This window comes from Phenylobacterium sp., from assembly GCF_046290725.1.
Classification (GTDB): Bacteria; Pseudomonadota; Alphaproteobacteria; order Caulobacterales; family Caulobacteraceae; genus Phenylobacterium.
Genome location: NZ_JBKBUH010000001.1, coordinates 1,158,030 through 1,171,230, shown reverse-complemented (window position 1 = coordinate 1,171,230; position 13,201 = coordinate 1,158,030). Strand labels below are relative to the sequence as shown.

At 70.7% G+C, this 13,201-nt stretch carries 11 protein-coding genes; 6 read left to right on the top strand and 5 right to left on the bottom strand.

Going from position 1 to position 13,201, the window contains the following annotated elements; translation table 11 throughout:
* Positions 1-9: 9 nt before the first annotated feature.
* Positions 10-654, bottom strand: a complete 645-nt coding sequence (locus ACK41C_RS06200; protein ID WP_409651595.1) for a phosphoribosylanthranilate isomerase — start codon at positions 652-654, stop codon at positions 10-12.
* Between the two features lie 45 nt (positions 655-699).
* A complete protein-coding gene (locus ACK41C_RS06195) occupies positions 700-1,239 on the bottom strand; it encodes a hypothetical protein (protein WP_409651593.1) in 540 nt (179 codons plus the stop codon).
* A gap of 122 nt (positions 1,240-1,361) precedes the next feature.
* Between ACK41C_RS06195 and coaBC the strand changes: the two genes are divergently transcribed.
* Entirely contained in the window at positions 1,362-2,555 is a 1,194-nt protein-coding gene (coaBC, locus tag ACK41C_RS06190) for a bifunctional phosphopantothenoylcysteine decarboxylase/phosphopantothenate--cysteine ligase CoaBC (RefSeq protein WP_409651591.1), read from the top strand.
* Positions 2,552-3,007: a dUTP diphosphatase gene (gene dut / locus ACK41C_RS06185; RefSeq protein WP_409651588.1), complete on the top strand. Its 456-nt coding sequence runs from the start codon at positions 2,552-2,554 to the stop codon at positions 3,005-3,007. Before coaBC ends, dut begins: the two co-directional genes overlap by 4 nt.
* Here the strand turns inward: dut and dapB are convergent.
* Entirely contained in the window at positions 3,004-3,777 is a 774-nt protein-coding gene (gene dapB, locus ACK41C_RS06180; RefSeq protein WP_409651585.1) for a 4-hydroxy-tetrahydrodipicolinate reductase, read from the bottom strand. The genes dut and dapB overlap by 4 nt on opposite strands.
* A 64-nt stretch (positions 3,778-3,841) precedes the next feature.
* Positions 3,842-4,468: a glutathione binding-like protein gene (locus ACK41C_RS06175; protein ID WP_409651582.1), complete on the bottom strand. Its 627-nt coding sequence runs from the start codon at positions 4,466-4,468 to the stop codon at positions 3,842-3,844.
* A gap of 71 nt (positions 4,469-4,539) precedes the next feature.
* On the opposite strand from ACK41C_RS06175, the gene ACK41C_RS06170 reads away from it, so the two are divergent.
* From ACK41C_RS06170 to ACK41C_RS06155, 4 genes are all read left to right on the top strand, one after another.
* A complete protein-coding gene (locus ACK41C_RS06170; protein WP_409651580.1) occupies positions 4,540-5,160 on the top strand; it encodes a TetR/AcrR family transcriptional regulator in 621 nt (206 codons plus the stop codon).
* A gap of 68 nt (positions 5,161-5,228) precedes the next feature.
* The gene (locus tag ACK41C_RS06165; protein WP_409651578.1) at positions 5,229-6,542 is read left to right on the top strand and encodes a S41 family peptidase; all 1,314 of its coding nucleotides are present in this window, start codon (positions 5,229-5,231) and stop codon (positions 6,540-6,542) included.
* A 116-nt stretch (positions 6,543-6,658) separates the two neighbouring features.
* Positions 6,659-8,947, top strand: a complete 2,289-nt coding sequence (locus ACK41C_RS06160; protein ID WP_409651575.1) for an NADP-dependent malic enzyme — start codon at positions 6,659-6,661, stop codon at positions 8,945-8,947.
* A gap of 94 nt (positions 8,948-9,041) precedes the next feature.
* Positions 9,042-10,340: an Hsp70 family protein gene (locus ACK41C_RS06155; protein ID WP_409651573.1), complete on the top strand. Its 1,299-nt coding sequence runs from the start codon at positions 9,042-9,044 to the stop codon at positions 10,338-10,340.
* Here ACK41C_RS06155 and ACK41C_RS06150 read toward each other — a convergent pair.
* On the bottom strand, positions 10,337-13,147 hold the full coding sequence (locus tag ACK41C_RS06150) for a M16 family metallopeptidase (protein WP_409651570.1): 2,811 nt from the start codon (positions 13,145-13,147) through the stop codon (positions 10,337-10,339). The two genes, ACK41C_RS06155 and ACK41C_RS06150, sit on opposite strands and share 4 nt — an antisense overlap.
* Positions 13,148-13,201: the final 54 nt, after the last annotated feature.

Here is a 13,201-nt window from a genome sequence, read left to right as displayed (position 1 = left end):
TTTATCGGCTCAGGCGCGGCGAAGGGCGTCGAGAAACGCCCCGATCAAGGCCGGGTCCTTTAGTCCGGGACCGCGTTCCACGCCAGAGGAAACGTCCACCAGTTGCGCCCCGGAGGTCTGCACGGCCTCCCGCACGTTCCAGGGATCGAGCCCTCCGGCCAGGAACCACGGCCGTTCGAACCGCCGGCCCGTCAGCAGCGTCCAGTCGAAGCGCACCCCCGCGCCGCCAGGGCGGCCCGCCTCCTTGGGGGGCCGGGCGTCGAACATCAGGTGGTCGACCACGGGCTCGAAGGCGGCGGCCGCATCGAGATCGGAGGCCTCGCTGACGGGCACCACCTTGATGACGCCGCACCGGGCGCGGGTCGCGGCCTCGCGGACCCGGCTCGGCGTCTCCTTGCCGTGAAGCTGGATGAAATCCGGGGCCAGTGTCGCCGCCAGCCGGTCGAGCAGGGCGTCGTCGGGATCGACGGTCACGGCGACGATCCTCGCGTTGCGCGCCCGGGCCGGCTCCGCCAGCCGGGCGGCGGCTTCCGGCGCGATGTTCCGCGGACTCTTCTCGAAGAACATGAAGCCCAGATAGGCCGCCCCGCCGGCGACGGCGGCCTCGACCGTCTCCGGAGTGGACAGGCCGCAGATCTTGGCTTGGGCGAGCATGGCGCCGATTAGGGCGCCTGCAGCCTCCGGCGCAAGGGCGGCGGTTCAGCCGCCGCTGTCGGCTCCGTTCTCGCGCCGACCGGCTCGGGCGGTCTGGCGGCTAGCCTCTCGCGCCTTCTGTTGGTCCCAATAGGCCGCGCCCTCCTCGGGCTTGAAGAGGGTTCGCGGCGCGCCGTCCTTGGTGGCGACGGCGAAGGTGTTGCCCTTCGGGTCGTAGAACAGGGTGTCGCCGTTGTTGCGGACGAGGGTCTGGGTCCCCGCCGGCGGATTGCGGACGAAGGCGTGGGCCTTGCGCACGAAGTCGTCGAGGTCGCGGGCGGCGAAATCCTGGCCGTTGCGTTCGAAGCTGCGCTGGGCGTTCTCCTCGGCCGTGCCGCGGCGGCTGGCGGCCCACATCGGCTTGCCGTCCACCAGCCGGACGGGCGCCTCCGTCCGCGCCGGCGCCGCGCGCTCGGACGATGCGGCGGTTTCCGCAGCCGGCGCCGCTTCTCCCGAAGGCTTGGACGCCACCGCCGACGGCCGCTCACAGCCCGCCAGCAAGGCGGCCGCGGCCGCCAGACCCACCAGAACCCTATACCCAGCCATTCATTCTCTCCCGATGCGCGGCCAAGCTGTGCTGTTGGAACATTTAAAGAACATGGCGGAGGGTTTGTCCAGCGCCTATGTTTCGCCTATGACCGTGGGCCTTCGTGGAGGGGCGCAGAACCTTGTCGGAACAACGGATTCTGTTGATCGTCGGCGGCGGGATCGCAGCCTATAAGGCGCTGGAGCTGGCCCGCCTGCTGCGCAAGGCCGGGGTTGGCGTGCGGCCGATCCTGACCGCGGCGGGGGGGCAGTTCGTCACCCCCCTGTCGCTCTCCGCCATCTGCGAGGACAAGGTCTATAGCGAGCTCTTCTCCCTCACCGACGAGGCGGAGATGGGCCATATCGAGCTGTCGCGCTCCGCCGACCTCGTTGTGGTGGCGCCCGCCACCGCCGACCTGATGGCCAAGGCGGCGCATGGCCTGGCCGGCGACCTCGCCTCCACCACGCTTCTGGCCACCGACAAGCCGGTGCTGATGGCGCCGGCCATGAACGTGCGGATGTGGGAGCATCCCGCCACGCGCCGCAACCTTGCCACGCTAAAGGGCGACGGCGTGCGGTTCGTGGGACCGGACGAAGGCGCCATGGCCTGCGGCGAGTTCGGCTTCGGCCGGATGGCCGAGCCCCAGGCGATCTTCGAAGCGATCATGGCGGCCCTTGGCGGCCCTGCGGCGCGACCCCTGGCCGGCAAGCGCGCCATCGTCACCGCCGGACCGACGGCCGAGCCCATCGACCCGGTGCGGGTGCTGACCAACCGCTCGAGCGGCAAGCAGGGCTTCGCCATCGCCGGGGCCCTGGCGGAGCTTGGGGCGGAGGTGACGCTGGTGGCGGGGCCAGTGGCCGTGCCGACCCCGCCAGGCGTGCGCCGGGTCGACGTGGAGACCGCGCGCCAGATGCTGGCCGCCTGCGAGGCGGCCCTGCCGGCCGACTTGGCCGTCTGCGTCGCCGCCGTTTCCGACTGGCGGCCCAGGGACGAGGCGGCTTCGAAGATGAAGAAGGACGGGAGCGGCCCGCCGGCCATCGCCCTGGTGGAGAACCCCGACATCCTGGCGACGCTATCGAAGGCGCAAAACCGGCCGCGGCTGGTCGTCGGCTTCGCCGCCGAGACCGACGAGGTCGAGGCCTACGCCCAGGCCAAGCTCGCCCGCAAAGGCTGCGACTGGATCGTCGCCAACGACGTCAGCGTGGCGGGGGTCATGGGCGGCGACGAGAACGCCGTCTCCATCGTCACGGCGGGGGGAATCGAGCGATGGGAGCGGATCGCCAAGACCGAGGTGGCCCGCCGGCTGGCCGCCCGCATGGCCGAGGAGCTCGCGTGACCCCGACGATCCCGATCAAGCGCCTGCCGCACAATCCCGACCTGCCCCTGCCCGCCTACGAGACGGCCGACGCCGCCGGCATGGACCTTCGGGCCGCCGTACCGGAGGACGAGCCGCTGGTCCTGCGGCCGGGCTCCCGCTTCGCCGTGCCGACGGGGCTTTCCATGGCGATTCCATCGGGCTTCGAGGGCCAGGTGCGGCCGCGCTCGGGCCTCGCGCTGAAGGCCGGGATCACCTGCCTGAACACGCCCGGCACCATCGACGCCGACTATCGCGGCGAGGTGAAGGTGATCCTGGTCAATCTGGGCGAGGAGGACTTCACCATCCGCCGGGGCGACCGCATCGCCCAACTGCTGATCGCCCCGGTCACCCGGGCGACCTGGCGCGAGGCCGAGAGCCTGGAGGAGACCGCCCGCGGCGCCGGCGGTTTCGGCTCCACCGGCGGGCGTTAGGACTTCAGGCCCAGCACGTCCTGCATGTCGTAGGCGCCGGGCGGCTTGCCGGCCGCCCACAGCGCTGCGGCCACCGCCCCGCGGGCGAAGAGGCCGCGGTCGCGGGCCGAATGGCTGAGGGTCAGAACCTCGTCCTCGGCGGCGAACACCACCGAATGCTCGCCGACGATCCCGCCGCCGCGCAGCACCGAGAAGCCGATGTCGCCGTCGCGGCGCGCGCCGGTGATTCCGTCGCGGGCGGCGACGCGAACGGCTGAGAGATCGACTCCACGACCCTGCGCTGCGGCCTCGCCCAGCATCAGGGCGGTGCCGGAGGGCGCGTCCACCTTGCGGCGGTGATGGGCTTCGAAGATCTCGATGTCGTAGGCCTCCGGACCGAGCGCGCGCGCCGCCCGCGCCACCAGACCCATCAGCATGTTTACGCCGAGGGAGAAGTTGCCGGCCCGAACGATGGGGATGAGGGCGCCGGCCGCGTCCACTTCGGCGGCTTCGTCGGGGGAGAAGCCGGTGGAGCCGATCACCAGGGCGAGGTTTCCTTGCGCCGCCGCAGCCTTGGCGAGCGCCACCGAGGCGGCCGGCGTGCTGAAATCGATCACCACGTCGGCGGCGGCCATGGCGGCGGCCTGGGTGGTCAGGCCCTCGCCCTCGATCCCGGGACGGTCGAAGCGGCCGGCGAGCGCGGCTTCCGGGCGTTGGGCGACGGCGTCGGCCACGGCCCGGCCCATGCGGCCAAGCGCGCCGGCGACGGCGATGCGGACGGGCGTGCTCACGGGCGGTCTCCGGCGTGGGCGGAAGGGGGCGTTACTCTCCCGCCCAGGCCAGCCGGGTCAAGCCTCAGGCCGCGGCGCGGTAGAGCTCGAACTCGTCCTTCATGGCCCGCGCCACCGCGGGGCGGGCCGCCACCCGCTCCCGATAGGCGACGATGGCCGGCCAGGCGGCGAGGTCGATCTTCACGAACTGCGCCCAGTTCAGCACCGCAGCCAGATAGGCGTCGGCGACGCTGAACCGGTCGAGCAGGTACTCGCGGCCCTCCAGGTGCGCCGCCAGATAGTCGAGCCGCGCCGCCGCGCCCTGTCGCGCATATGTCTTGGCTCCCTCATCGGCCGTGGGGCTCAGCAGCGGCGCGAAGACCGCCTTGTGCAGCTCGGACCCCACGAAGCTCAGCCACTGCTGAAGGCGGTAGCGCTCCATGTCGCCCGCCGCCGGCGCGAGACCGGCCTCGGGAAAGGCGTCGGCGATGTATTGGAGAACGGCGGCGTTCTCGCTCAGCACCTCGCCCTCGGCGGTGCGCACGGCCGGCACCAGGCCCTTGGGGTTGATGGCGCGATAGTCGGCCCCGTCGGCGGTGGTCTGGCTCTTGGTGTTCACCCGCACCAGGCGGGCCTTTTCCTCTGCGCCGGCCTCGTAGACCGCGATGCGGGTGGAAAGCGAGCAGGCGAGCGGCGAATAATAGATTTCCATGACGAACCCTCCGTCTTTGACTTTCGTACCGTCCGATACAAAATAGCCAGGCGTCAAGGATTTCTTGCGAAATGGTACAAAAAGATACTGCGAGACCCGCCAAGCCCCGGGGGCGGCCGCGCAGTTTCGATCCTGATCAGGCGCTGGGGCAGGCCCGGGGCGCCTTCTGGCGCGGCGGATACGCCGCCACCTCGCTCGACGACCTCTCGGCCGCCACGGGACTTAACCGGCCGAGCCTCTACGGCGCCTTCGGCGACAAACGGGCGATCTACCTGGCGGCCCTGCGGCGCACGCGCGAAGAGATGCTGACCAGTCAGGCGCGCGCGCTCGCCAATCCCGCGCCCTTGCGTGAGACGCTTCAAGCCCTCTTCGCCGGCGCCAGCGCCATCTACGTGGCCGGCGACGGGGAGGGGCAGCGCGGCTGCTTCGTGATCAGCACGGCGGTCACCGAGAGCCTGGCCGACGCCGAGGTGCGCGGGCTCCTGGCCGACACCTTCGCCCGGATGGACGCGGCCTTCGCCGCGCGGTTCGAAGCCAGCCGCGCCGAGTTGGCGCCCGGCGTCGATCCGACGGCGCTGGGCGCCATCGCCACCGGCCTGCTGCACAGTCTCGCCATCCGCGCGCGCAGCGGGGCGGACGAGGCGAGCCTGCGGTCGATCTGGACGGCGGGGATCGACCTCATCTGCGGCTGAATCAGGCTCGACCGAAACTTGCCATAGTCGGAGGCTCCACTGCGCGGCCTCGTTGCGAAGGTTGTTCGATGAAATTCGCCGCCGCCCTGACCTGCGCCCTCGTGCTCGCCGTCCCCGCCTTCGCCCAGACCCCGCCGCCGATCGATCCGCGCTCTCGGGCCGAGGCCGTCGCGGCCGCCATCGAGGCCGAATACTTCGATCCCGCCAAGGCGGCGAAAATCGCCGCCGACCTGCGGCGCGAGGCCGAGGCGGGCGCCTTCGACCACCTGCGCGATCCCCGGGATTTCGCCGGCGCCATGACAGCGCGGCTGCGGCCGCTGGACGGCCACTTCGCGGTGCAGTGGGAGCCGCCGCGTGCGGGGCGGCCGGCGCCGCGGGGCTTCGACCCCGTCGCCTTCGAGGCCATGGCCAAACGGAACAACCACGGCTTCCGCTCGGTAGAGGTGCTGCCTGGCAATATCGGCTATGTCGATATGCGGATGTTCGCCCATTTCGAAGGCGGCGACGGACCGGCGCGCGCCAAGGCCGACGCGGTCATGGCGCTCCTGGCCGACACCGACGCAGTGATCTTCGACCTGCGCGACAACGGCGGCGGCTCGCCGGCCATGGTCGGCTATCTCGTGAACCACTTCGTCCCCGCCGGCGCGGACGTCTACAACACCTTCAAGGGCCGCGGCCCCGACCAGTACGAGCGCCCGACCGCCGAGCCGCGCGGCCAGCGCCGGCTGGAGGTCCCGGTCCTTGTGGTCACCAGCGGTCGGACCGCCTCGGCGGCGGAAAGCTTCGCCTACACCCTGCAGGCGGCCAAGCGGGCGACGGTGGTGGGCGAAGCCACCGCCGGGGGCGCCAATCCCGGCGGTACGCATCCGGTGGGCGAAGGTCTGAGCATCTTCATCTCGTTCGGCACGCCGGTGAACCCGATCACCAAGGCGAACTGGGAGGGATCGGGCGTCATCCCTGACGTCGCGGTTCCCGCGAGCGAGGCGCTCGCCCGCGCCCAGGCTCTGGCGCTGAAACGGCTGGCGGAGCGGCCGGCGCCGGAGCCCGTCGCCACGGAGAACCGTTGGGTGCTTGAGGCCCTCGAACGCCCGCCGGCCGCGGCCGGCGACCTGCAGGCCTATGTGGGGACCTACGGCGCCCTCTCCATCGCGCGCACGTCGGAGGGCCTGGAGTTGCGCCAGGGCCGCCGCCCGCCCGTGGCCCTGGTGTCGCTCGACGGTGAAGGCCTGTTCACGGCCAAGGACGCGCCCCTGCGCCGCTTCCGCTTCGAGCGCCCGGCCGGCGGCGGCCCGGCGGAAGCCCTTGTGACCCTTTCGCCGGACGGCGTCGCCTCCCGCCACCTGCGCAGCGCCGCCGTCGCGGCGGCGTCCGAGCCTCACTGATCGCGGTTCACCTCGCGGAACGGCCAAGCTGACCCCTGGGAAGTGTTGTTCGGCGGCGGCGGGCTCTCTATAGGTCGCCCCCTTACCGCCCAGCAGCGCCCAGGGATCCGCCGCCGATGAGCGACGCCGAGAAACGCACCTTCACCGACGAGGAAGCCTTGAGCTTCCACAAGCACCCCCGCCCGGGGAAGGTGGCCATCGTCCCCACCAAACCGATGGCGACCCAGCGGGACCTGAGCCTGGCCTATTCGCCGGGGGTGGCGGTGCCGGTGCTGAAGATCGCCGAGGATCCTGAAACCGCCTACGACTACACCTCCAAAGGCAATCTGGTGGCGGTGATCTCCAACGGCACCGCGATCCTGGGCCTCGGCAACCTCGGCGCCCTGGCCTCCAAGCCGGTGATGGAAGGCAAGAGCGTGCTCTTCAAACGCTTCGCCGACGTCGACTCCATCGACGTCGAAGTCGCCGCCACCGATCCCGACGAGATCATCACGGTGGTGAAGAACATCGGCCTGACCTACGGCGGGATCAATCTGGAGGACATCAAGAGCCCCGAGTGCTTCCGGATCGAGACCGAGCTGCAGGAGCTGCTCGACATACCGGTCTTCCACGACGACCAGCACGGCACGGCGATCATCTCCGCCGCCGGCCTGATCAACGCCTGCCACATCACCGGCCGTGACCTGAAGGACGTGAAGGTGGTGCTGAACGGCGCCGGAGCCGCAGGCATCGCCACCCTCGACCTGATCAAGGCCATGGGCGTGCGGCACGAGAACGTCATCGCCGCCGACTCCAAGGGGGTGATCTGGCGCGGGCGGCCCAACGACATGAACCAGTGGAAGAGCGCCCACGCAGTCGACACCGACAAGCGCACGCTCGCCGAGGCTCTGGAAGGCGCCGACGTCTTCATCGGCCTGTCGATCAAGGGCGCCATGACCGCCGAGATGGTGAAGTCGATGGCGCCCAAGCCGATCATCTTCGCCATGGCCAATCCGGACCCGGAGATCACGCCCGAGGAGGTCTACGCCGTCCGCCCCGACGCTATCGTCGCCACCGGCCGGTCGGACTATCCCAACCAGGTCAACAACGTGCTGGGCTTCCCCTACATCTTCCGCGGCGCGCTCGACGTGCGCGCCCGGCGGGTGAACATGGAGATGAAGATCGCCTGCGCCAACGCGCTGGCCCAGCTCGCCCGCGAGGACGTGCCCGACGAGGTGGCCGCCGCCTATCACGGCATGCAGCTGAAGTTCGGCCCGCAATACATCATCCCCACCCCCTTCGACCCGCGGCTGATCTGGTACATCCCGCCCTTCGTGGCCCAGGCGGCGATGGACACCGGCGTGGCGCGCAAGCCGATCGTCGACATGGACGCCTACCGCGCCTCGCTGGCCCAGCGGCTGGACCCCACGGCGGCCTTCCTTCAGAAGCTGCAGGGCGCCGTGCTGAAGGGGCCGAAGAAGCGCATCGTCTTCGCCGAGGGCGAGGAGCCGTCGGTCATCCGCGCCGCCTACGCCTTCGAATCCGCCGGCCTCGGCCACGCCATACTGGTGGGCCGCGAAGAGCTGGTGCGGGAGAACATGATCGGCGCCGGGCTCAATCCGGACGACACCCAGCTGGAGGTGATCAACGCCCGGGTCTCGCACTGGAACACCGAGTTCGTCGATTTCCTCTACGAGCGCCTGCAGCGGCAGGGCTATCTGAAGCGCGACGTCCAGCGCCTGATCAACCAGGACCGCAACTCCTTCGGCGCGGCCATGGTGGCGCTCGGTTACGCCGACGGGCTGGTGACCGGCGTCACCCGGTCCTACGACCAGGCGCTGGAAGAGGTGCTGCGGGTGATCGACCCCGCCCCCGGCGGCCGGGTCATGGGCATGTCCGTGCTGCTGGCCAAGGGGCACACCCTGTTCGTCGCCGACACCAACGTCACCGAGATGCCGGAAGCCGAGGAGCTGGTGGAGATCGCCATGGAGGCGGCCCAGGCGGTCAAGACCCTCGGCTATACGCCCAGGCTGGCCTTCATGTCCTATTCCACCTTCGGCAATCCGATGGGCGAGCGGTCGGAGAAGGTCCGCGACGCCGTCGCCATCCTCGACCAGATGGAGGTCGACTTCGAGTACGAGGGCGAGATGCCGCCGCGGGTGGCGCTCGACCCCAGCCGGAGGGCCAACTATCCGTTCATGCGCCTGACCGGGCCGGCCAATGTGCTGATCATGCCGGCCATCCATTCGGCGGCGATCTCGACCCAGCTCGTCCAGACCCTGTCGGACGCCACGGTGATCGGCCCGATCCTGCTGGGCCTGCAGAAGTCGGTGCAGATCGCGCCGCTGTCGGCCTCAGTCAGCCGAATCCTGCAGATGGCGACGCTGGCGGCCTACGAACAGGACGTGACGGAGGCGGTCTCCTGATGCGGCGGGCCGCAGCTCAAGCTCGAACCTAGCGGGTCGCGCCGATCAGGGTGCGGGCGATCCGTCGTCACCCCACCCTCGAAAGGCGCGATCGATGACCGAGCTCTCCATCGGTTTTGACTTCGGCACCACCAACACGGTCGTCGCCCTCGCAGGCGGGAACGGCGCGGCCGAACTCGTGCGGTTTCCGGCGCCGGAGGGCGAGCTCTTCGCCTTCCGCTCGGCGCTCTCCTTCTACGCCCCGCCCGAGCGGCCCTCCGACCGCACGGTGGAGGCCGGCCCCTGGGCGATCGAGGCCTATGCCGAGGACCCGCTCGAGACGCGGTTCATCCAGTCGTTTAAGAGCTTCGCCGCCTCGGCCAACTTCACCGAGACTCAGATCCTGGGCCGGCGCTACGTCTTCGAGGATCTGCTCTCGGCCTTCCTCCTGAAGCTGCGCGATCATGCAGGCTCCGCCCTCGCCCGCCTGCCGCCGCGGGTCATCGTCGGCCGGCCGGTGGTCTTCGCCGGCGCGTCGCCCGACGAAGCCCTGGCCCTGGCGCGTTACCGCACCGCCTTCGAGCGGCTGGGCTTTTCGGAGATCCTCTACGCCTACGAGCCCGTGGGCGCGGCCTTCTTCTTCGCCCGCACCCTGGACCACGACGCCACCGTCCTGGTCGGGGACTTCGGCGGCGGCACCAGCGACTTCTCCATCATCCGCTTCACGCGCCAGGACGGTGAGATGCGGGCCCAGCCGCTGGGGCGCTCCGGCGTCGGCGTGGCGGGCGACGCCTTCGACTACCGGATCATCGACCATCTGGTCTCGCCGGCGCTCGGCAAGGGCTCGACCTACACCTCGTTCGGCAAGACCCTGCCGATCCCGAACCGCTACTACTCCGCCTTCGCCCGCTGGGATCAGCTCGCCCTGATGCGCGCCAGCCGCGACATGCGCGAGATCCGCAAGCTGGTGCGCGAGGCCGACGAGCCGGAGAAGATCGGCCGCCTGATCGAGATCCTCGACGAAAACCACGGCTATCGCCTCTACCGGGCGGTCTCGCGCCTGAAGGAGACCCTGTCCGAACGCGAGGCGGCGGAGTTCCGCTTCGAGGTCGGCGACATCTCCATCGTCGCGGAGGTGGCCCGAAACCAGTTCGAGGCCTGGATCGCGCCGGAGCTGGCCCAGATCGAGGCGGCCGTCGACCGCGCCCTCGCCGACGCCGGGCTCGGCGCCGACGGGATCGACCGGGTGTTCCTGACCGGCGGCTCGTCCCTGACGCCGGCCGTTCGGGAGATCTTCCGCCGCCGCTTCCCCGCCGAGAAGATCGAGCGGGGCGCGGAGCTGGAGTCCATCGCCTCGGGCCTGGCCCTTATGGGCCGGGAGCGCGATCTCTCGGCCTGGGCGCAGCCGGCCTAAGGCGCCTTGCGCAGCGCCGGCGTGTCGAGATCGATCTCGGCGGCGGGCACCACCTCCAGGTTCGGCCGGCGCTGCTTGAGGCCTTCGGCGAAGGCCTGCGCTTCCCCGGCGACGATCACGCTGGCGTTGGCGGGATCGAGCCGGTCCCGGGCGAAGGCCTGCACCTGACCGGCCTCGACCGCCTCCACCTTGGCGGTATAGGCCTCGATCTCCGACAGGGGCAGATCGTAGAGGGCGAGGTTGCCGAGGATGCCGGCCAGGCCGCCGGTGGTCTCGAGCTGCCGCCCGAACCCGCCGATCAGCACCGACTTGCGCGCCTTCAGTTCATCTGCGCCGGCCGGTTCGGCGGCGAGCTTGCGCATCTCCGCCTCGATCAGATCCAGCACCTCGGGCGCCGACTCGTTCTTGGTCTGGGCCGAAGCGCGGAAGAGGCCCGTGGTCCGCTGGGTCGAGAGCCCGGCCCGCGCGCCGTAGGAAAGGCCGCGCTTGATGCGGATCTCCTGGTTCAGGCGGGCCGAATAGCCGCCGCCCAGCACCGAATTGGCGACGATGGCCGGATAGTAGGCGGGGTCCGACCGCGGGATGGCGGCCTTGACCACGGTCACCGCCGCCTGGCCGGAGCCGGGCAGGTCGATGGCCACGGCGCGGGGCGCCGCCTGCGGCGTCACCTGGGGCGGGACGGGCTTCGGAACCGCCGGCGCCCGCCAGTCGCCGAAGGCCTGTTCGGCGAGGGCGAAACCCTGTTCCGGCGAAATGTCGCCGGTCAGCACCAGTATGGCGTTGTCCGGCCGGAAATGGGCGGCGTGCAGCCGGGCGAGGTCGGCGGTGGCGAGCTTCTGCAGCGAAGCCGGCGTGCCGTCGCTCACATGGCCGAACGGCGTGCCGGCGAACACCACCGGCGAAGCGGCGTAGGCGGCGAGTTGGCCCGCCGACTGGTAGGCGACCGAGAGGCCGTCGAGCGACTGGGCGCGCTGGCGTTCCAGTTCCTCTTCGGCGAAGGCGGGGTTGCGCGCTACGTCGGCCATGATCGCCATGGCGGCGGCGAGCTTGTCGGGCATCGCGTTCAGGCTGACGGACGCGCTTTCCAGGCCGGCTCCGGAGGAAAGGGTCGCCCCCAGCGCCTCGATCTCCGAGGCGATCTGCTGGGCCCCCCGCGTCTTGGTGCCCTCGGTCAGCATGCCAGCGGTCATGCCCATGGCCCCGGCCAACCCTTGCGGATCGGCCCAGGCGCCGGCCCGGAAGGTGAGGTCGGCGGCGACCAGCGGCAGGTTCGAGGACTTGGCGACGATCACCCGCAGGCCGTTGGCGAGCGTCCGCTCCACCGGTTGCGGCAGCACGGGGTCGACAGGGGCTCCGAGCGGCGGGGGGGCCACACGGCGGCCTTCCGGCGCGAGCGTGGTCACCGGACCGCGGTACTTGGCGGAGGCCACCACCGGCGGCTTGGGCGCGGCGTCCGCAGCGCCTTCCGGACGTTCGGACTCGGGCCGATAGCGGATGGTCATGCGCCGATCCTCGGCCAGATAGGTGCGGGCGACGCGCTGTACGTCGGCGGCGGTCACGGCCTGCAGGGCGGCGATATCGCGGTTGGCGCGGGAGGCGTCGCCGGTGGTCGTGAGCGCGTAGCCGAGCGCGAAGGCGCGCCCGTCGATGGTTTCCCGCTGCCGAAGCTTGCCGGCGACGAGTTCGTTCCGGGCTTCGGTGAGCTCGGCTTCCGTCGGCGGGGCGTCGCGCAGGCGGGCGACCTCGGCCAGCAGGGCGCGCTCACCCTCCTCTATGCTCTTGCCGGAGGAAAGGATCGCTGCGACCGTCACGATGCCCGGCTGCTGGGGCAGGGAAGCGTCGGAGAACACCTCGGCCGCCAGCTGCTGCTCGTAGACCAGGCTGTTGTAGAGCCGCGAGGACTTGCCCGAGGACAGGATGGCGTCCAGCACCGTCAGGGCCGGAGCGTCGGGGTGCGAGGCGGCGGGCGCCAGCCAGGTGATCGCCACCGCCGGAAGCGGCACGTTGGGGCCATAGCCTTCAAAGACGCCGGGGCCGGCGCGGGGCGGTTCCACCGCAGTCACCCGCTTGATCGGCGCACGCGGGCGCTTGATCGGGCCGAAATACTTGTCCACCCAGGCGTTCAGCTGGGCCTCGTCGAAATTGCCGACGACGATCAGGGCGGCGTTGTCGGGCCGGTAATAGGCCGCATGGAAGGCCCGGACGTCGTCGATGGTGGCCGCGTCCAGCTCCTCAATGGAGCCGATGCCGGGGCGCTTGTAGGGGTGGGTCGTATAGCTCGCCTGGGGCAGGTACAGGTAGAAGAGCCGGCCGTAGGGCTGGGACAGCACCGACTGGCGCAGCTCCTCCTTCACCACATCGCGCTCGGAGCGGAACACCTCCTCGTCCACCACCAGCGAGCCCAGGCGCTCGGCCTCGACCCAGAGCAGGCGCTCCAGATGGTGGGCGGGCACCACCTCGTAATAGTTGGTGAAGTCGTCCCAGGTGGAGGCGTTGTTGAAGCCGCCCACGTCCTCGGTCATGCGGTCGATGGTCTCGGCCGGCATGTTGCGGGTGGCCTTGAACATCATGTGCTCGAAGAGGTGGGCGAAGCCGGAGCGCCCTTCCGGATCGTCCTTGGAGCCGACGTCGTACCAGACCTGGATCGTGACGTTCGGCGTCGAGCGGTCGACGGCCCAGAACACCTTCAGCCCGTTGGCCAGGGTGCGTTCCTTGTAGGGGATGGGCGGGACGACGTCGGCGGCGAGGGCCGGCGCGGCGAAGGTCAGGGCGAAGACGACAGCGACGCGGGCGACAAGGCGGAGCATGCAGGATTCCTGAAAGCGAGGCCGGGACCCTATCACCCTCGCAGGACGAGGAAA